The 19,524-nt window shown below is 62.5% G+C and carries 18 protein-coding genes; 3 read left to right on the top strand and 15 right to left on the bottom strand.

All coding sequences use genetic code 11. The features are described 5' to 3' along the window. Window positions 1–37: 37 nt before the first annotated feature. Genes DA085_RS01125 through DA085_RS01110 form a run of 4 tightly spaced genes read right to left on the bottom strand, consistent with a single transcriptional unit; the run spans window position 38 to window position 3,320 of the window. Complete coding sequence (locus DA085_RS01125) at window positions 38–349, bottom strand: DUF4235 domain-containing protein (RefSeq protein ID WP_109471084.1); 312 nt, start codon at window positions 347–349, stop codon at window positions 38–40. A 32-nt stretch (window positions 350–381) separates the two neighbouring features. Next, complete coding sequence (locus tag DA085_RS01120; protein ID WP_109471083.1) at window positions 382–1,005, bottom strand: arsenate reductase/protein-tyrosine-phosphatase family protein; 624 nt, start codon at window positions 1,003–1,005, stop codon at window positions 382–384. After that, window positions 1,002–1,847, bottom strand: a complete 846-nt coding sequence (locus DA085_RS20825) for a hypothetical protein (protein ID WP_154402056.1) — start codon at window positions 1,845–1,847, stop codon at window positions 1,002–1,004. The genes DA085_RS01120 and DA085_RS20825 overlap by 4 nt, the downstream gene beginning before the upstream one ends. 3 nt (window positions 1,848–1,850) lie before the next feature. Next, a complete protein-coding gene (locus DA085_RS01110; protein ID WP_161958375.1) occupies window positions 1,851–3,320 on the bottom strand; it encodes a tyrosine-protein kinase domain-containing protein in 1,470 nt (489 codons plus the stop codon). A gap of 203 nt (window positions 3,321–3,523) precedes the next feature. On the opposite strand from DA085_RS01110, the gene DA085_RS01105 reads away from it, so the two are divergent. Further along, window positions 3,524–4,747 (top strand): glycosyltransferase family 4 protein, encoded by a 1,224-nt coding sequence (locus DA085_RS01105; protein WP_161958374.1) that lies wholly within the window; start codon window positions 3,524–3,526, stop codon window positions 4,745–4,747. Window positions 4,748–4,758: 11 nt separating this feature from the next. Here the strand turns inward: DA085_RS01105 and DA085_RS01100 are convergent, their stop codons facing one another. Next, window positions 4,759–6,012 (bottom strand): IS110 family RNA-guided transposase, encoded by a 1,254-nt coding sequence (locus DA085_RS01100; RefSeq protein WP_109471079.1) that lies wholly within the window; start codon window positions 6,010–6,012, stop codon window positions 4,759–4,761. 266 nt (window positions 6,013–6,278) lie between these two features. On the opposite strand from DA085_RS01100, the gene DA085_RS01095 reads away from it, so the two are divergent. Then, on the top strand, window positions 6,279–7,148 hold the full coding sequence (locus tag DA085_RS01095; RefSeq protein ID WP_202619058.1) for a sulfotransferase family protein: 870 nt from the start codon (window positions 6,279–6,281) through the stop codon (window positions 7,146–7,148). A 43-nt stretch (window positions 7,149–7,191) separates the two neighbouring features. Beyond that, complete coding sequence (locus DA085_RS01090) at window positions 7,192–7,770, top strand: sugar transferase (protein WP_202619057.1); 579 nt, start codon at window positions 7,192–7,194, stop codon at window positions 7,768–7,770. Here DA085_RS01090 and DA085_RS20820 read toward each other — a convergent pair. From DA085_RS20820 to DA085_RS01040, 10 genes are all read right to left on the bottom strand, one after another. Next, on the bottom strand, window positions 7,767–9,167 hold the full coding sequence (locus DA085_RS20820; RefSeq protein WP_154402055.1) for a hypothetical protein: 1,401 nt from the start codon (window positions 9,165–9,167) through the stop codon (window positions 7,767–7,769). The two genes, DA085_RS01090 and DA085_RS20820, sit on opposite strands and share 4 nt — an antisense overlap. A gap of 77 nt (window positions 9,168–9,244) precedes the next feature. Continuing rightward, window positions 9,245–10,252, bottom strand: a complete 1,008-nt coding sequence (locus tag DA085_RS01080; protein WP_161958373.1) for a glycosyltransferase family 4 protein — start codon at window positions 10,250–10,252, stop codon at window positions 9,245–9,247. A gap of 113 nt (window positions 10,253–10,365) precedes the next feature. Then, window positions 10,366–11,589 (bottom strand): lipopolysaccharide biosynthesis protein, encoded by a 1,224-nt coding sequence (locus DA085_RS01075; protein WP_109471075.1) that lies wholly within the window; start codon window positions 11,587–11,589, stop codon window positions 10,366–10,368. Window positions 11,590–11,626: 37 nt separating this feature from the next. Beyond that, window positions 11,627–12,232 carry a sulfotransferase domain-containing protein gene (locus DA085_RS01070; protein ID WP_161958372.1) on the bottom strand — a complete coding sequence of 202 codons (606 nt, stop codon included), beginning with the start codon at window positions 12,230–12,232 and terminating at the stop codon, window positions 11,627–11,629. A 236-nt stretch (window positions 12,233–12,468) separates the two neighbouring features. Beyond that, entirely contained in the window at window positions 12,469–13,113 is a 645-nt protein-coding gene (locus DA085_RS01065; protein ID WP_161958371.1) for an acetyltransferase, read from the bottom strand. Continuing rightward, window positions 13,110–14,243: a non-hydrolyzing UDP-N-acetylglucosamine 2-epimerase gene (gene wecB, locus DA085_RS01060; protein ID WP_109471072.1), complete on the bottom strand. Its 1,134-nt coding sequence runs from the start codon at window positions 14,241–14,243 to the stop codon at window positions 13,110–13,112. Before wecB ends, DA085_RS01065 begins: the two co-directional genes overlap by 4 nt. Further along, window positions 14,240–15,352: a polysaccharide biosynthesis C-terminal domain-containing protein gene (locus tag DA085_RS01055; protein WP_109471071.1), complete on the bottom strand. Its 1,113-nt coding sequence runs from the start codon at window positions 15,350–15,352 to the stop codon at window positions 14,240–14,242. The genes wecB and DA085_RS01055 overlap by 4 nt, the downstream gene beginning before the upstream one ends. After that, the gene (locus DA085_RS01050) at window positions 15,349–16,374 is read right to left on the bottom strand and encodes a polysaccharide biosynthesis protein (RefSeq protein WP_109471070.1); all 1,026 of its coding nucleotides are present in this window, start codon (window positions 16,372–16,374) and stop codon (window positions 15,349–15,351) included. The genes DA085_RS01055 and DA085_RS01050 overlap by 4 nt, the downstream gene beginning before the upstream one ends. Window positions 16,375–16,384: 10 nt before the next feature. Next, window positions 16,385–17,524, bottom strand: coding sequence for a DegT/DnrJ/EryC1/StrS family aminotransferase (locus DA085_RS01045; protein ID WP_109471069.1), 1,140 nt, complete (start codon window positions 17,522–17,524; stop codon window positions 16,385–16,387). After that, window positions 17,517–19,352, bottom strand: a complete 1,836-nt coding sequence (locus tag DA085_RS01040; protein ID WP_237565241.1) for a polysaccharide biosynthesis protein — start codon at window positions 19,350–19,352, stop codon at window positions 17,517–17,519. Before DA085_RS01040 ends, DA085_RS01045 begins: the two co-directional genes overlap by 8 nt. Between the last annotated feature and the right edge of the window lie 172 nt (window positions 19,353–19,524).

Below are 19,524 nucleotides of genomic sequence, written 5' to 3'. Positions count from 1 at the left end.
TCGTCCCAGGTCGACGCGGAGAAGCTAGTACCCGGTCCTACTTCTTGGACTTCGTCCCCGCGGCGGCCTCGTTCTTGGCGTCCAGCAGCGCCTTGGGCAGGTGTCCCGTGGACTTCGCATACAGCTTGGTGGCCTGGCGGTTGGCGATCATACGGCTCAGCCCGACGATGGCGCCGGAGAGCAGCGCGAAGGCGATGGCCTCCTTGATGTCGATGTCCGGGTCGTCGGGGTTCTTCGGCGAGTCACCGCCGGAGACGAACTTCCAGGTCCCGTCGGTCAGCTTGCGTGCGATGACGCCCGCGCCGATCGCCGCGCCGGTCGCCATCAGCTTCCACACCAGATTGCCCATGGCCCTAGCCTGCCACGGCACAACTCACGGCGTCACCCAGGCCGTCCGCCTGCGTGCTCTGTCCCAGGTGTCAGTGCGGCCCTGATGATGTCGATGGCTGGAGCGATCTGCTCGCGCATGAGCTCGTAGACGTCGTCGGGTCGCCGAAAGGGATCAACGATGTCGATGCTCTCCAAACCCTGACCGGCGAGCCGCCCGCGCCCCTCCCTGGCCAACTGCGCAAGTCCGGCAATCCGCCCAGTGGGATCAAGAGTCAGCGACGCGGTGTCCACGGCACCGAGCAGCGCAGCCAGTTCGAGGATCGTGAACGTGTGGCGCATCGCTGGCGGGTGCAGCCGCACTGCGGCTGCACGGTGCTCGCGTGTCGCCGTGAGCACCAGCGAGCCCTCGGCAACCATGCGCGGTTCCAGGTGCCGCGCCACGAAGCCGTCGGCATCCCCGCCGAGGTCACTGAGGATCTGTGCTGCGCGCTCGTCCATCGGCGCACCGACGAGGGCGCCCGTCCCTGCGGAGCGAACTTCAACGGCGTCGGCTCCAAAGGCGTCGTCAAGGGTTGGCTGGAGCAGACGCTCGATGAGTGGAGACCTGCAGACGTTGCCCGTGCAGACAACCAGGATGACTGGTGCGGGTCCGCCACAGCCAGAGGCGTCCGTCATTGCTCAGCGTCCAAGGCTTCGTCAAACGCCTGTGCCCATTGCTCCGCCGTGGCCCCCTCGGGCGCGGAGGCCCGCAGATCCATCACGGACACCCGATCCTCGTTGGCCTGGGACCAGCTGAGTATGCCGTCACTGATCTCGTCCGAGAGGAGTCCCCTGGGTGCGACAACAGCGAGTACGGGGAGCCCCTCGCCTGACTGGTCCAACTCCGACTGCAGGTATTCGAGAGCCTCGGCCATGTCGTCGCTCGTGCCTTCGCTGTCGCTGCCCAGGGACACCAGCACGGCGTCGATCGGCCCAGCGGCCTCGAAGAAGTCGTCAGTGCGGTCGGCGGCGGCAGTGACGGTCGTGCCGTGACGACTCGCGCTCCAGATCGTGAGCAGTGGGCCGTCACCCTCCGAGAGGACGTCGGCGCCATTGAAGTCGACGTCCTCCTCTTCGGCCCAGTGGTGGATCTGTACCGGACGGTCGTCGGCGAGTTCGGCGCCCCAGAGATGGATCCACTGGGACCGCAGGTTGCTGGAGCCATCCCCGATCACGAGCAGCGCGGCACCGTCGCGGGACCATGCTTCGAGCCATGAACTGACGCTCGCGGTTGGATAGTCGACCGTATTCTGCGTGGTCGCGTCGTCGGCAGCGTCAGCTCCGTGTTGAAGTTCAGGTGCCGTTAGTGTCGGGTTAGTGGCCGACACAACCGCTATGTCATCAACAGCATCGTGCGCACTCGCAGAGAGCGATGGATGAGGGCGCCCGACGCTCCACACGGCATAAGCCGATGCCGCGACCGTGACAGCTGCAAGGCTGGCTAGCAGGACATTGTGTGGAGCGGTGCTGAGACCCATGGGTCATCCCCGAGTGGCGGTGCTCGCAGCCCTGCTACGACGTGGGCGCGCCCTCCGCGGTCGTCGTTTGTCATCGAGTTCGATCGCGTCCTGGTAGGCCCCGTATGCCTGGCGGTAGGCGTCTGGTCCCTTGACCGGCAGGCGGTTGGCGACCAACCCGACGACCTTTCCTCCAACTCGATCGAGGTCGACAAGCGTGCGCTGCAACTCGTCGCGGTCGACTATCCCGGTGCCGACCACCACGATTGTGCCGTCGGCGATGGTGGACAAGATCGCTGAGTCGGTGACCGCCATGAGTGGCGGTCCGTCGATGATGACGTAGTCGAACTCGTTGGACAGACGCTCGATGAGTTGCTTCATCGCATTGGAGCCGAGCAGTTCACTGGGGTTGGGTGGGATCTGGCCGCACCCAATCACACGCATGTTCGTGACGTAGGGCTGCATGACGTCCTCCACCTCGGCTCGTCCCACGAGGATCTCTGTGAGGCCGACCGCGTTCTCGAGGCCCATGTACGTCATCACACGGGGACGTCGCAGGTCTCCCTCGATCAGGCAGACCGTAGAACCCGTTTCCGCGATAGTCAGTGCGAGGTTCGTGGCGGTCGTACTCTTGCCCTCTCCCATCACTGACGAGGTCGTAAGGAGGACACGGGGGCGGTTGTCGGGATCTAGATATATGAGATTGGTCCGCAGGCTGCGAAACGACTCGGATCGCATGCTTCGAGGATCGAGTTCGACGACCAGCGGGTGCGTCGTGGCATCGGCGTCGAAGGTGACTGCGCCGATGATGGGTTCGTCGGTGATCGCAGAGATGTCACTTTCACCGCGCACCCGTTTGTCCGACAGGTCCCGAAGCATTGCTAGGCCACTCCCCAACAGCAGACCCAGAACGGTGGCGATCGCAATGTTGCGCACTGGATCCGGACTGGCGGGCGTCTGGGGGATGGTCGCTGGTCGCACAACGGTGGCCTTGACAGGCGTGTCGCCTGACGAATCCACGCGCTCCAGGCTCTGGATCGTTTCTGCGAACTGAGTCGAGATGGCATTCGCGATCTCGGCTGCCTGGCTCGGGTTCTCGTCCGTCACCGTGACTCTTATCAGGACTGTGTTGGGTGGCACCGAGGCACTGATGTGCCTGGCTAATCCACGGGTCGAGTAGTCCAGGCCGAGGTCAGAGATCACCGGTTCCAACACCAGGGGCGTGGACACAAGGTCGGCGTAGGTGGTGACCTGGCGTTGGGTGAAAGAACCACCCTGAGCCAGGTCCGCGACGCTGTCGGCACCCGATGTGGACACGAACAACTCAGTCTCCGCCTGGTATTGGCGAGTTGCACTTGCGGTGATGATTGCGCTCACCGCTACGACGAGCAGCAATGTCGAGAGGACGAGCCTCCAGTTGCGGCGTGCGACGCGAACAAAGTCGCCAAGTTCCATCTCGGTCCCCAGTGTGTGGTCGTCGATGAGCGGTGCCACCCTACCCGACAATCGCAGGCTCCCTTCAGCGTTGTAGGGCATTGATGGGGTTGTCGGGAATTGATGGACGTGCTCGGTAGGCATGTGATCGGAGATGCGGACGTCGATGGGTCTCGGGCTGGTTCCCGTTTGGGCGGCTGCTGAGGCTCCGCCTGGCTGGCTATGCTGACCTCGCCGGCGGCCGATCCAGGAGAGAGGAAGACGTGCGCATCATCGCGATTCACCGCTATTTCTGGCCCGACAGCCCTCCCTATGCCTCATTTCTTCGGCGGATCGCGGGTCGGTGGGCTGAGGACGGTCACCAGGTCGAGGTGCTCGCCGGTCGACCTTCGTACGAATCCGCGAGGAGCCGTGCGGGGGCTGCCGAACTGGTGGATGGCTTCCGCATCAGGCGAATTCCCGTACTCCGGGATCTCTCTGGGGGGTGGCGACAACTGATCAACCTCGTGGCCTTCCCCGTCTTCGTGTCCGTGCGCATCCTCCTAGCGCGTAGCCCTGACGTGGTCATGTGCTCGACCGTTCCCCAGGTGACCCTTGGTTGGGCGGTCTCTGTCGCAACTCGTGTCAGGCGTGGCGCGTTCGTCTACCACTGCATGGACCTTCACCCTGAGATCGGTCGCATCTCAGGAGAGTTCCGCAACCCCCTGCTCTACCGCGTCCTGGCCCAACTTGACCTCGCGACCATGCGGCGGGCCGAACGGATCGTTGTGCTGTCGGAGGACATGCGTCGGGCAGTCCTGAGCCGGGACCCCAGGCTTGAAGGGCGAGTAATAGTCCTGAACAACTGGGCTCTCCCAGATTTTGGCGAGCCCGAGGCATCTCCCCTCCCACCACCGGCCGAGGGTGTCCTGCGAGTTGTCTTTACGGGCAATCTCGGTCGCTTCCAGGGTCTTGAGCAGGTCGTTTCAGCGCTCGCCTTCCTCCCCCCGCACGTGCGTATCGAGGTGGTCTTCATGGGGGAGGGGCGCGCGAAGTCGGATGTCGAGCAGGCGACACGCCTCCTGGAGGCGCCCGGTATTGACGTGCTTTTCCTTCCAGCCGGCTCAGCCAGTGCGGCGAAAGCTCTCATGCGCACGGCGCATCTGGGGTTGGTGACGTTGGTCCCGGGTGTCGTGCGTTATGCCTACCCGAGCAAGACGGCAACCTACATCAGCCAAGGCCTGCCGTTGCTTGTGTTGTGCGAGCAGGACAGTGCCTTGGCCCAATCCGTGACTCGCCTCGGTTTAGGCTGGAGTGTGGCTGCCGGAGATCAGCGCGGCCTGGTCCGGGCACTGGAAGAAGCATGCCAGCGGCTGGCGGAAGACGGTCTTGCTTCCGAGAGGGAAGCGGTGACGCGATGGTCCAGGGGTTCCTTCAACGAGTCACGTGTCTTGCAGCGATGGAGCGAGATGCTTTTTGACTCCGTCCGCGGGACGGTGGAGGCATGAGAAGCCCTGTGTCAAGCCCCTTCGTTTTCGGTGGCTTGGAGGAAGCGTTGGAGAGCTCCGTGTTTGGTGGGGTCGTAGGCGAGGCCGTCTTGCCAGCAGTGCCAGATGACGAAGAGCCAGGCGCGGGCCAGGATGCGGACGGCGTGTGCGTGGTCGTGGCCTCGGTCGCGGGCGCGTTGGTAGAGGTCGGCGGCCCAGGGGTTGTCGTGTCTGGTGTCGCCGGCGAAGTCGGTGACGGCGTCGCGCAGTTGTTTGTCGCAGGCCCAGCGGAAGGTGACGGCGCGGAGCTTGCCGGATTGTCGGGTCGAGGGTGCGACGCCCGCCAGGCAGGCCAGGGAGGCCGGGGTGGGGTACTTGGCGCGGCAGTCGCCGATCTCGGCGAGCAGTCGGGCGGCTCGCACGCGGCCCGAGCGGGGCAGGGACGTGAAGATGTGGGAGTCGGCGTGCGCGGTGAGCTGCTGGTCGATTTGGACGGCGAGGTTCTTGATCTGTTCGACCAGGGTGGTCAGGACCACGAGGTAGGCGGTCGTGATGTGGGCTTGGGTGGTCGCGTCGTGCCCGGTGATGCCGCGGGGTGCGGCGGTCAGGCGCGCGTGGAGCAGGGCAGGGTCGGATCTGCCGGAGTAGCCCTGCTTGGCCAGCCAGTCGCCCAGTCGTTTGGGGGTGAGCCAATCGGCGCGGTCTTGGGTGGGAAAGCGGGTCAGGAAGGCCAGGGCGATCTCGGAGTCCAGATGCGCGAACAGGCCTATCGCGCCGGGGAAGACATTGCGCAGGTGGGAGCGCAGCTGGTTTGTTGTGGCGACCCGGTCGGCGACCAGGTCTTTGCGGGCTCGGCAGGTGCGGCGCAAGGCGATGGTCTCTGGTGTGTCGGGTTGGAGGTGGCGCAGTCGGGGTCGGTCGGTGCGCAGGGTGTCGGCCAGCACGAACGCGTCGAAGCGGTCGTCTTTGTTGCCCGCCGAGCCGTACCGGCTCCGCAGGTTCTTGACCTGGTTCGGGCTGATCACCACGACGGTCAGGTTGGCTTCGAGCAGGGTGTCGATGATTGGACCGTCGGGTCGTTCGATGGCGACCTCTCCGGCTCCGTGGCGGTTCAGGAAGGTGACCAGCTCACGCAAGCCGGCGGCGGTGTGTTCGACCATGGTGCGGGCCAGTTCGCGGCCGCGGCCGTCGACGATGGACACGGCGTGGTCGTGCATGGCCCAGTCAAGTCCGGCGGTCACGTCGTTGATGGGTTGGTCGGGCAGGGTGTTGCTGGCAGACTTCACGTCAGCCTCCTCGCTGCTAGTCCCAGTGGGGAGGCACCCTCATTTCACGGTGCCGCAGGTGCCGGGCCGTGCCTGCCGGTTCGCTCACTGATTGGCGCTCGGAGGCGCTCAGCCCTGTCGACGGTCTACACGTCCCGGGCGACCACCAGACCTCGCGAATCTCATGCTGGACTTCAATCGCGTCGAGTGAACATGGCGATGGCCTGGTGGCACCTCGGGTGCATCAACGCTCCATCTGAGAACGCTGACACCAGGAAGGTGGACCAGTGAGTCAGCCGGTCATCATTGTAGGAGCGCCGCGCTCGGGTACGAACATGCTCCGTGACGTGCTCACCTCTGCACCTGGCGTCACGACCTGGCCGTGCGACGAAATCAACTTCGTGTGGAAGCACCGAAACCTTGACATTGGTCACGATGAGATTCCCGTGGAACGTGCCGTCAGCAGCCAGGCGTATCTTCAGGGACAGTTCCGTCGCCGTGGATATCGGGATAGAGCTGACCTCGTGGTAGAGAAGACGTGTGCGACGAGCCTCAGGGTTCCCTTCGCGGCGGCCGCCGTGCCCACAGCAAAGTTCATCTTCATCCGACGGGACGGGATAGATGCGACTGCGTCAACCATGAAGCGATGGAACGCAGCCTTCGATCTCAGTTACACGCTGCAGAAGGCTCGATTCGTCCCGCCAACCGACCTTCCGCGTCATCTGTGGGACTTCACCATGAAGCGTGTTGTTCAGCGCGTATCCGGTGACACGCGGTCCGAGCGGAACGACCTCAAGGTGAGCACGTGGTGGGGTCCCCGCCCACACGACTTCCGCAGCCTCCAGCAAAACCACTCCTTGGAGGAGCTCGCGTTCATTCAATGGCAGCGATGCGTGGAGCAAGCGGACGACGCACTGTCCGGGCTCGAGCCAGGCCGCGTGCTTGAGGTGTGTTACGAGGACTTCGTCGCGGCCCCGCGAGAAGAGACCAGGCGGTGCCTCAAATTTATGGGAATCGAGCACCAGCTCGACTCGACTGGCGTGAGTCAGGTCCGCGCGGGGAGTGTGGGCAAGGGGCGGGCGCAGCTCGGGGACGACGCCGTCGAGCGGCTCACGGACCTGGGCGGCGACACACTGCGGAGATTCGGCTATGCCTGAGCCTCAGGGGCTGAGTTCGCGTCAGGCGGCCGTCAAGAGGGCCATGGACCTGGTTCTCGGTGGGACTGCCCTGGTGGTCGCAGCACCGGTGATGGCTGCAGGGGTGGCAGCCGCCACCTGGAGCACCCGTCAGTGGGGCATCTTTGCCCAGGAACGGGTTGGCCGCAACGGTGTGCCGTTCCAGGTGTACAAAGTGCGCTCGATGTGTGCCGTAGCTGGCGTCGAGAGCACGATCACCGTCGGTGCGGACCCACGGATCACCCCCACCGGGCGATGGTTGCGTCGACTCAAGATCGACGAACTCCCCCAGTTGCTGAACGTGGTCCGCGGAGACATGAGTCTGGTCGGACCACGACCCGACGTTGTCGGATGGGCAGATCGGCTTGAGGGCCGCGATAGGGTGGTGCTGACAGTTCGGCCTGGCATCACGGGACCGGCGTCCGTCGCCTTCCGGCACGAAGAGGATCTGCTGGACTCCGTCGACAATCCAGAGGCGTACAACCGAGAGGTCATCTGGCCGAAGAAGGTCGGCCTCAACCGACACTATGTCGAAACGTGGACTCTGCGTCGCGACTTCTACTGGTTGGCGACGACCGTGCGCTCGTTGCTGGACCGCAACTAAGGTGCAGGGTCGTGGCGCACTTGGGTGAACCAGAGCACGGGTAGCAAGAGCACCAGCATCGACACGACCTGATACGCCGCGTAGCCCACCCCGTTCGATGTCAGGTCCACCCCCACCCTCAGCACGACTGCCGAAATCACGATCGCAGCACCAGGGTTACTCGTGGCCCGCTGAGCGATACCGTTATACGCCAGTGCCATGGCTAGACCACACAACAAAGGGATGGCAAGCAGTCCGGCCATACCGAAATTCCAGTACGATTCCCCAAACATGCCTGGCGGGACCCCGGTGCGATCATTCCCATAGATTACTGCCGCAATTTCTGGGCCAGCGGAGATGACTGGCTTCTCCGGCCACAGCGCTCGGGGGACTGGGGCTAGGAGCCATGCGGCGATGGTGCTGCCATTCTCATAAGGAAGGCGCTCCGGAGCGGCTGAGATGATATGTGCCGTCGAGGGCATGTCGCCAAAAGTTCTTGTGAGAATGAATGCATCGACAAAGGCGCCGAAACTCACGTCCGCACCACTGATGTCGGTTCTTTGTGCGCCTCTCAGTGTTGTCATTGCCGCGATGATGCCGAGAGCAATGGCTACCCAGCCGACGGCGGTGGACCAATGAATAGATTCCCTGCCGAGGCACCAGCAAACGGCAACGCCGGTGAGCACGATGAAGGCGATATCTGCGCGTGTGCTCGCGATGATCGGAAGAAGGCACGCGTTCAGCAGGAGCACGAGAATCCAGATGCCCCTGGCGTTGAACAGGGCCACACGCCTGCGTGCCTGTGCGTAATGTGCCAACTGAAGCCAGAGTGCCACAGAACTGAGGGAGTTCAGGAAGCGATACTCGCCGTGACTAGCGTACGAAGCACTCGGGTCAAGGCCGCCCACCAGAGTCCTCTTGGCTGAAAGTTGCGCTAGCGAAACGCCGCCCGTCGCTTCGGCGAACGCGACAAAGGAAAGGAAGCCAATGCCCGCACATGCAATGACTGTCAGAGTCACGCGACCGGGCGTGAACGTGCCGGTCAGAATCGTGGGAATTTTCGATGGCTTAATTCGATCACCCAGTAGATATCCGAAAGTGAACAGTCCGACAGACAAGAGGATCAACATGAAGGGATGAGCGAAGTAATCCTCTCCGTTCCCCAAGAAGTAGAGGCTCTGCAAAGACCGTGTGCCATCAACACCCAAAGTCATCAAGGTGCCACGGATTCCATAACTCAGGTAGAAGGAAATGGCGACGAGAGTCCATGGTGAAAGTATGGGGTAGCCCCTCTTGCTGACAAGGGGTAGCGACACGAGCAGGCAGCCAACCCATCCAGCAAGCCCATAGATTGCGGCGTCGTGAAACATGTATGCGACACCCAAAGCGACAATGAGAGTTGCTTGAATGGAAAGCAAGAACCATCCTGCTGGGGCCCCCAGGCGCGGAAGGTCCCCGTGCCAGTAGGGACCATCGCCGTGGGAGAGTCTTTGGTTCATTTCTGACCAGTCATCGTTGCCGCGAAGTGGGCGACGTCTTCGGCCACCGTCTCCCAAGTGGGTAGTTTGTTGAACCGCACCTGCCCTCTGCGGGCAAGTTCGGCGAGGGTGGTGTCGTCGTTCAGTACCTCGAGCATGGCCTCACCCATCTGGTGGGGTGACCTGGGATCGAAGTAGCGCACGGCGTCCTGACACATCTCAGGCATCGATGAGGTGCTCGAGGCCAAGACAGGTAGACCGTGCCCAAACGCGTCGAGCAGTGTGAAGGAAGCGGCGTTCTCTGATATGGATGGCGAAACGAAGAGAGTGGCCTCCTTGTACAGTCGACCAAGGCTCCGCCGTTCTACATTACCAAGGAATATGACGCGCTCATCTAATCCATTGTTCGCCACTTCTTGTTGGAGTTGCGTGTAATAGTCCGGATCCGCGGGAGATCCAGCGATGACGAGGTCGTGAGGCACTCCGCCCTGAACTACTAAGGCGTATCCTCTGATCAGTTCGAGCACCATCTTGTATGGATAGAGATGGCTGACCGCCAGAATGTAGGGGCGCGAACGAGCAGAGGCTGGATTGACTCCAGTATCCTCGGGAGGAATGGAGGTCGCTGGCCAGATGACAGTGGAAGGTTTGTGGGTGACGCTCTGAAAGGTTTCCGCATAAATTGCCCTGGTGTAATGGGAATTGAAGATGAACGAGTCCGCGCGCCGCACAGACTGTCCAATGCTTTCGCGCAACGTCCTCCAACGAAGTTTTGCCGGCAAGGTTGGCCCAAGTCTTCTCATCGCTGCCTCCTCCAGGGGAGCTACTGTCATGGGCCACATGATCGACGGTACGTCAGGGACGGACGTGACCTCGTTTCCCATGTTGATGAGGACATCAACAGGATCCTTATCGAGTGCCTTCTGGAGGGCGTATCGACCAGCAAGGCGGCGTCCGAGCGCACCTCCCGCTACGTTGATCTCCCTCGCTCGCGGAACGTTCCACTGCGCGGGGGAAGTTCCCATGATCATCACGATACATTCAGCATCGACGTCTGCTCGACTGATGGCGTTGCTCAGTGACTCGACGAATACCCGACCACCTCCGCTTGTCCTGGGCGCTATTCGTATACCGATTCTCATGGTGAAGACTCCTTGTGGCCCTGGTGAAAGAATAGCAACCACATTGTTATGAGTGTTCCAATCACAAATGCAGACCCTTGGGTGAGTGCAGCTCCTGTGAGGCCCCATCGCGGAATTGCTGTCAGCGCGATGAGGATGGAGGCCAGCAGAACGATAGAATTGACGAACGCGACCAAGGCGTATCGTTGCGAAGCGTAGAATGCGCGCGCGAGGGAGCGCTGACATGTCGTGAACCCGGCTCCGATGAGGAGGATGATGAGGACCTGCTGGTTGACGAACTCCGCACCGAGCGCCAGCGTCACCCACTGGGCGCCGAACATGACGGCCGCTGCCAGGGCCAGTGCCGTAACTATCCAGCCGAACGCAACGACGATGATCATTGTGCCCCAGAAGGATCGCTTGTCTTCCGTTGCATGTAACCTGGCGAGCCGAGCAAGGACGGCATCGCCGAGTGCCCCCGTCGTCAGGGACACGAGCTGCGCGAGGTAGGCGAGTGTGGCGAAGATGCCCAGTGCGGTTGGGCCGAGGACGAGTTGGACCACGTAACGCGGAATGGTGATCGCGAAGGAGCCAACCCCTGCGTCCAGGCCAAGGGGGGCTGAATACCTCGCGAGTGCCAGCACCTGGCGGGCGTCAACTCGATCGTCGCGGTGGGGTAGGTCGGTCCTGCTGTGGGCCAGTGGCCTGTCGTGGGCGGCGTAGACCGTGACCCAGGCGACTGTCTGTCCCGCGACGGCAAGGGGAAGCGACTGGGTGGTGGACAGCACGCCTACGAGGAGGCCCACGCCCAGAACCCCCCTGAGGATGAGGCTTCGGGCGACGAGGTCCATGCGCTCTGCGAACTGGTACTGACCATAGATGAGTTGACTGCTGGCCTCGAACCCTTTGCTGACGGCCACGAGCGCCAGCGTCAGGAATTGTTCGTCATCGAGGCGGAAGAGGGTTCCTATGGTCATCGCTACAAGGAAAGAAGCAATGTTGAGGATAAGGCGGAGGTGTGTGTAGGTCGTCCAGGACCAGCGATCTCGGGCGTCCGTGGTCCTAATGAGTCTCAGGTTGAGCCCGATCGTAAGGTACACCGGCGCGGTGATGGCCAATGCCAGTGCGTAATGTCCGACAGCCTCAGCCGACAAGAGTCTGGCGATGGCTGCCAGGATGAGGAGCTGGCTGAAGTTGTAGACCAGGACTCCTGAGAAGTTCCATACGAAGCTACGATGCATCGATCCAGCTAACGGTTGCGAGTAGTGCGAGCATTATTCAGGAAGGCAGGGACGTGTACCAACGGGGATCTGACTCATAGCCGAACTGCATCAGCGTCTCGCCGTGGTAGTAGCTGAAGGTTTCCCCGGCGCATCGATCGAAGTGCTGCCTCCAGTCGCCTGCGACGCCCTTCCTCATAAAGCTGTCAAGGTCCTCCTCTCCGCGCTGCCTACCAGTTCGGTCGAAGGAGTAGCGATCTAAGCTGATTCTGAGCCTCCTTTTATCGACCGCTTCATCGGTGAGGAACTCTAGGACCTTGGCAAATTCTTGCACCGGCTGCGCCAGGAGCGACTCATAAGCGGTGACCACCACGTTGCCATGGGCAGAGGAACACCAAGAATGCACATGTTCACTCCACGTGGCACCCCGAAAGGCAGTTGGCTCGACTGATTCTGCTTCAATAAAGAGGGGGAGGTTCTTGCGCACATCCAAGGGATCGTAATTTACCCCGAAGAGATGCCGGAACCGTGCCCGGAGGCGTGCGGCCTGGCGCGGATGGCGCGGATGGGTGATAGAGCGATGCTGGTAGTGGTACAGCGACACCATAACGTCTCGCCCGTCTCGCCGGATGTATGCTGTTCGAGGAAAGGCGTTGTCATACATCCAGTGATTATGGAGGACCGCTCGCATAGCAATCGGCAGGGAGTAGTTCTGAGGGTGCGGAATGTCCAGGTAGGAGCTGATCACCTGGCAGAGCCAGGATGTGCCCGACTTCGGATATCCCGAACCGAGATACATACCATAATGAGTGCCCGCCCGACGGGCTATGTGCTTCGTCGCGCGAGAAGAGACCCTCCGGAGTTGTTCGTCTAGCCGAGCAGGCATGCTGGCCATGCCCATCATTCCGTGTCTTCCCTGTGGTGCGCGGGGCGCCCTGGCACGCCGACGGTTGTGGTGTCTGGAGGGACATCGTGGATGATTGCCGCTCCGGCGCCCACGACCGAGCGAGCACCGACTGTGACCCCTTGGATGGCCGAGCTGCCAATTCCCATCCAGACCTCGTCGTGCAGAGTGACACTGCCGCTGAGATGTACCCCTGGTGTGATAGTCACGAAGTCGCCGACTCGACAGTCATGCGAGATGGTCGAGTTCACATTGATGTGCACATGCTGGCCGAGGGTCACCGCGTGCGTCACGCGGGATCCCGCCGCCATGATGAGTCCCGGGCCGTGGGAGACATGACTGCCGATCGTGGCGGTCGGGTGGATCAGGTCGGCGACCTCGTGGTGTGGGAAGCGCTGCACGATGAGCCTGCGGAGTTCGGGTGAACCGACGGCGGGAACGAAGGCAACTGCGTGGGACTCGAGCCAGTCGATGCCCCCAAGAATCGTGGCGGTGTGGGGCGCTGCCGGGTCGCCGGGGCTGAGTGCGTCGTCTAGGAAACCAACGAGCTCGAATGAAGGATTTACCTCATTGACGGCGACAGCAATGTCGTGGGCCTCTCGACCGTGTCCGCCGGCCCCGACGATGACGAGTGGCTTCACGTTCGAATTCCTGCCCACGCGTGGTGCCGACGAGCCGTGGACAGGATGAACTTCACGACACGTTCGCTGGTGTTCTGGATGAGGTAGTCGTCCGGCGTCAGATGGCTGATCCCGTCCGCGAGGTGGCTTGAGTCAAGAGCCATCCGGACGGCTGAAACCACGTCCTCGGACTCCAGGCCCGTCATGATGATGCCGCCAGTGTCCAGGGCCTCTGGGCGCTCGATCGAGTCGCGCAAGGTGATGGCAGGGAATCCGAGCAGCGTGGATTCTTCGGCGATGGTCCCGGAGTCGCTGAGGCAGCATGCCGAGGACATCTGCAGCTTGTTGTAGTCGTGGAACCCGAGTGGCTCGCTAAAGGTGATGCCCTCTGGGTCGACCCGTGCGGGTAGCGACTCCAGCCGTCTCCGCGTGCGGGGGTGTGTCGAGACAAAGACTGGCATCTCGAAGTGGTTGTGGACCGCGGTCAGGCAGTCCAGGAGCATCTGCAGGCGCTCGGGGGAGTCGACGTTTTCCTCACGATGCGCGCTGACGAGGAAGTAGCCGCCTTCGGTGAGCCTCTTGTCGGTGAGAACGGTGGAGGCATCTATGTCCGCCCGATAGGCATCGAGTACCTCGCGCATGGGTGAACCTGTCTTCAGGATCCGCCGGGGGTGTAGCCCCTCCGCCAGGAGGTTGCGACGAGCATGCTCGGTGTAGACGAGGTTGAAGTCGCTGATGTGGTCCACCAGGCGACGGTTGGTCTCCTCAGGAACGTTGAGATCGAAGCAGCGATTACCTGCCTCCATGTGGTACACAGGCACCTTCATCCGGCGGGCCATGAGGGCTGCGATGCACGAGTTCGTGTCGCCGAGGACGAGAAGCGCCTCCGGTGCCTCATCGCGGATCACCTTTTCCACGGCAATGAGCGTGCCGCCCAGGACAGTGCCGAGGGAACTCGTGTCGACACCGAGCAGGTGGTCCGGCCTGCGGATCCCCAGGTCTTCGAAGAAGACGTGGTTCAACTCATAGGCATAGTTCTGCCCGGTGTGGACCAGTACATGATCTACGTCCTCGGTCGAGTCGAGACGGTGCAGCACCCGGGACAGGCGGATCAGTTCGGGTCGGGTGCCGACGACGGTCATAACCTTCATGGGCGCCGTCCCAGCGGACGAACGGTCTCGGGGAAGGTGTCAGGAGCCTCTGGCCGGAACAACTCGTGGCTCCAGAACTGCGTCAGGAGGACATCATCACCGGTATTGGTGATGTTGTGGACCCAGCCGATCGGCATGTCCACAGCGATGGGCGCATCACCGTCAGCCTCAAAAGCCAGGATTTCATCGGTGAACATCCGGCGTAGCTCCATAGTTCCTTTCCCGCGGACAACGGCAAAACGCTCGATCTTCGAGAGGTGGTAGTGCTCGCCGCGAGTGATCCCGGGAAGTGTGGTGGAGAAGGAGTTCTGACCCTCGCCACCGCGGCAGCGGACGGTCTCGACGAATGTCCCGCGGGCGTCTGTGTGCGGGACCAGGTGGATCGGGTAGTGCTCCGGAAACAGAGCTGCCCGGTAGGTGTTGAACAGATCGATGCGGAACTTCGATGAGAGGTCCGGAATCTCGCCCCCGGGCACGTAACGCGCATGGAACTCCTGTAACAGGTCCCAGACCTCCTGTACGGTGTGCATCTCTGGTGTGGGGGACACGGTGCCGGCGTCCGCGTCAAGTCCTTCGATCAGAGCCTGGGCCGCGTCCTGGGCATGAATGAGCCCCACCGCGTTGTCGTTGATCGTCACGTCTTCTCCAGCGACCGTGGCGTGGACAAACGTCGCAACGAAGGAGTTGTATCTCGGACGCCCGTGCTCCCCGAAGATGTTCGGGAGGAGGACATTGACGAAGGTGCCGCCGACGGACGCCACAGCGGTGGCCAGCACCCGTCCGGCCGACTCCTTGCCGGTCCCGTACGGGGTGCTGTTACCTGCCTGGATGGAGTTGGCGTACACGACCCTGACGGGTCCACCCTGCGCGGTGATCGCGGACGCCACGTCCTCAGCGACCCTCACGTTGCCCTGAGCAACCTCCTCATTGGATTCAGCGCGGTTCACGCCGGCGATGTGGATCACTGTGTCCGCCTCCGCCACCAACTTGCGCAGTGAGCCCCATTCCGCACGGCTCACGGGGACAACCTCGTGGTCGGTGAGCGCATGCAGCCGTAGCCGGGTATGCCACCCGAGGAAGCCGTGAGCCCCAGTGACGACGATCCTCATTCGACCTCCGCCATCATCGCCTGCATCTCGGGGATGGCGGCGACGAGTGCCTTGGTCTGCTCCAGATCCAGCCGCTCAGTGTTGTCGGAGTTGTAGTCATCGGAACGGTAAGCATCGCCTTTGCCCTCCTCGACAAACTTGGCGTAATCAAGGGAGCGCGCGTCTATAGGGACCCGGAAGTAGTCGCCCTGGTCCGTGGCCTGGACCATTTCTTCGGAGGACAGGAGAGTCTCAAACATCTTCTCTCCGTGGCGGATGCCGATCTGTCGCATCTCCGGCTCGGTGACTCCTAGGAGAGAAGCCACGGCATGGGCAAGTGTCTCGACGGTGCACGCGGGGGCCTTCTTGACGAAGAGGTCACCGGGTTGCGCGTGCACAAAGGCGTACTTGACCAGGTCGACAGACTCCTCCAGGGACATAAGGAAACGGGTCATGCGTGGTTCGGTCACGGTCACAGGTCGGCCCTGACGGATCTGGTTCACAAAGAGCGGGATCACCGAGCCGCGGGAATACATCACGTTGCCGTACCGCGTGACCGACACGGTGGTGGGGGATTCTGGCGTGTTGCGGGCGAAAGCCTGTGCCGTCTTCTCCATGAGGGCTTTGGTCATTCCCATCGCATTGACTGGGTAGACGGCCTTGTCAGTGCTCAGGCAGACGACAGAGCGCACGTGGTGGTAATGGGCGGACTCGATGACATGCTGGCTACCGATCACGTTCGTCTTGACCGCCTGGTCGGGGAAGAACTCACAACTCGGCACCTGCTTGAGCGCAGCGGCATGGAAGACGAAGTCCGTGCCCGCCATGACGTTATCGACGCTGTGCCGATCCCGCACATCACCAAGGAAGAACCTCACTCTTCCGTCAGCTATCGACCGGCGCATCTCGTCCTGCTTCGCCTCGTCGCGGCTGAAGACATGGATCTGGCCCACTTCCTCCTCGAGCAGATGGTGCACCATCGTCCTGCCGAAGGAACCGGTGCCACCGGTGATCGTCACGGTAGCGCCACTGAAGTCGCCCATCTCCCTCGCCTCACTGCCCTTGATCGCTGATGAGCGAGACCAGTGTCGAGATCACCCGATCGATCTGGTCATCCGACAAGGCTGGCCCGCTGGGCAGGGTGATCCCACGACGGAAAAGATCGTCGGAAACGCCGGTCGTGAAGGTGCGGGCGCGGTCGAAGACGGGCTGGAGGTGCATCGGCTTCCACAGGTGGCGCACTTCAATGCGCTGTCGCGACAGCGCGCCGACCACTGCATCCGCATCCGGTCCGTCCTCAACAGTGAGGGTGGTCAGCCAGCAGTTGTCATCGTCGTCGCCACGCTGCGCACCGCCGCGGCCCAGGAAAGTGACCGGGAGGTGCGCCAATCCGCTGGCGTAACGCTCGCGGATCTGCCTCCGGCGGTCGATCATCTCGTCAAGCCGAGACAATTGGCCACGTCCGAGGGCTGCCAACACGTTAGACAGGCGATAGTTGTAGCCCACTTCCGTGTGCTCGTACCAGGCGACGGGCTGCCGTGCCTGAGTCGAAAGGTACCGACACCTCTCGAGCAAATCGTTGTGGTCGCTCAGGAGCATGCCACCACCTGAGGTAGTCATGATCTTGTTTCCGTTGAACGACAGCGCGGCGACACGTCCGAACGAGCCGGCGGCACGTCCCTGAAGTGACGCGCCCAACGCTTCAGCTGCATCTTCGAGCAGTGGGATCTCACGCTCCGCAAGTGCCGGCTCGATGGACGCGTAGTCGCAACAGCGACCGAACAGGTCGACCGTGATGACGGCGGCGATGTCCCTGCCCTCCGTCCGGAGGGTGTCCACGGCCTCGATAAGCAGGTGCGGATCGACGTTGCCGTCCTGGCGCTGGCTGTCCACGAAGACCGGTTCGGCGCCGGTATACAGGACGGCATTTGCGGTGGCGGCAAAGGTCATGGTTGGCAGGACAACGACCTTGCCCGGGCCTGCACCGAGTTCGAGCAGCGCCAGGTGGAGTGCAGCCGTTCCTGAGGAGAGGGCCAGTGCCCCTGCGACACCCACGCGATCGGCGATCTCAGCTTCGAAGGCATCCACATGGGGGCCGAGTGGTGCGACCCAGCCCGATCGAAGCGCATCAAGTACGTATCTCTCCTCGACCTCGGTGACCTGAGCCTGGGAGAGCAAGATGCGATCACTCACGGGTATGTACCGAGGTGAGGCGAGATGTGGTGTTCGCAGCCATCCATTGTGAGGCGACGTTGCCAGCGCGGAAAACCTGTGTGCGGACGTGTTCTGTCGCGAGTGAGGGCACGTGGACAGCGGTCATCAGCGGGTGACCCGTGTCGAGGTGGTCCTCCCCCTCGGTGAAGAGATCCTCGCTGAGCTTTTCGCCAGGGCGCAGGCCGGTGAACGTGACCTCGATCGTTTTGCCCGAGAGCTCGATGAGCTCGCGGGCGACATCGACGATCTTCACGGGCGTGCCCATGTCAAGCACCATAGCCTGCCCATCGTGACCCATGGCGCCGGCCTGGAGGACCAGCTGGCACGCCTCGGGGATCAGCATGAAATAGCGCTCGACGTCCGGATGCGTCACGGTCACTGGGCCGCCACGTCGGATCTGCTCGGTAAAGGCCGGGATGACTGAGCCGCGGGAGCCGAGCACATTGCCGAACCGCACGGAAACGTATCGTCCGATCTGCGTCTCAGAATAGTGCGCCGTGAGCCGCTCAGCGATGCGCTTGGAGTTGCCGAGGACGGACGTGGGGCTGGCCGCCTTGTCCGTGGAGATGTTGACGAAGGTTCCCACCCCGCTCGTAGCTGCTGCGTGGAGCACATTCAGGGTGCCGAGCACATTCGTTTTCCACGCTTCAAGCGGATACCGTTCCAGCAGCGTTAGGTGCTTCAGTGCCGCGGCGTGGAAGACGACGTCCGGCCTGAGTTCTGCGAAATGGTCAGTGAGCGCCTCGGCATCACGGATGTTGACCAGGAGTAGGTCGTCATTCGCCAGGAGTGCCTGTCCGCTCAGGCTGAGCTGGACAGCGTGAAGGGCGGACTCGTCGCGGTCCAGCATGATGAGACGGTCCGGACTGAAGGCCGAGATCTGTCGACACAGCTCCGAGCCTATCGAGCCGCCCGCGCCCGTGACCAGCACGACCTTGCCCGTCAGGTGCTCGAGGATCGCCTCCTGGTCAAGCTGGATCGCGCGGCGACCCAGCAGGTCCTCTAGATTGAGGTCGCGCAGATCGCTGCCGTGCGGGTCATCAGGCCGCACCCAGTCATTCAGTGGGGGAAGAACCTTGACGGTGAGGCCAGACTGGTTCGCCAGGGCGCGTGTCTCGCGGATGAGTGCGGCGTCGGCCGAGGGAATGGCGATGAACAGGTGGCTCGCTGACTTCTGCGCAGCCACCTGCAACAGGTCTGTTCTCGTGCCCAGCACTGGCACGCCCTCGACCCGCAGTCGTCGCTTGCCACGGTCATCGTCGATGAAGGCCACAGGAAGGAACTCGCTGCGGTCGTCATGCAACATGTTGTGCACGAGTCGGCCACCGGCAAGACCGGCGCCGTAGACGATGACTCGGCGGCCGTGCCGACGGTTCGCCGCCCGGTGAGCGCGATACGTGCGCACCGTGAACCGGCCCGCAAGCATCAGCACGATCGCCAGTGCGGTGGCGAGGAAAGGTACCGAGCGAGGCAGCTGGCTGCTTCCGATCACCCACGCGACTGTGACGAGGGTCAGCCCGGTGATGAGCGCAGTGCGCGCAACGGATGTCACCTCCTCGAAACTTCCCCGGACATGACGAACCATGTAGGGGCCGAAGGAAAGTCCGACCATCCCGTGGACAGCAGCCGCGCCCAAGGCAATCACCCATGTGCTGTGAAGCTCCAGGACGCTCGCATTGAGCTGCAGGCGGGTGAACAATGTCGCCACGATGGCCAGCACCCAACACAAGCCATCACTGACGATCCAGATGGCGCGAATGACATTCTCGCGCGCGTGGCCCTTCTCGGTGGCGCGTGACTCGAGCATGGCATCCCATTCCGTTCTCAAGCCCGAGGGCTCATCGCCTTTACCCATCTCGCCAAAGACCTGATCACGACGATGCCACACGCCACGACACGCGCGTCAAGCCACGGATATCGCTTCGCACGGACCTTGGCCACAGATTTACCAAATTTGGGTTCAATCGAGGGACAAGGGG

The organism is Ornithinimicrobium cavernae, from assembly GCF_003121625.1.
GTDB lineage: Bacteria > Actinomycetota > Actinomycetes > Actinomycetales > Dermatophilaceae > Ornithinicoccus > Ornithinicoccus cavernae.
Note: the sequence above shows the minus strand (reverse complement) of the source record. Positions and strands in the feature narration are given on the sequence as shown.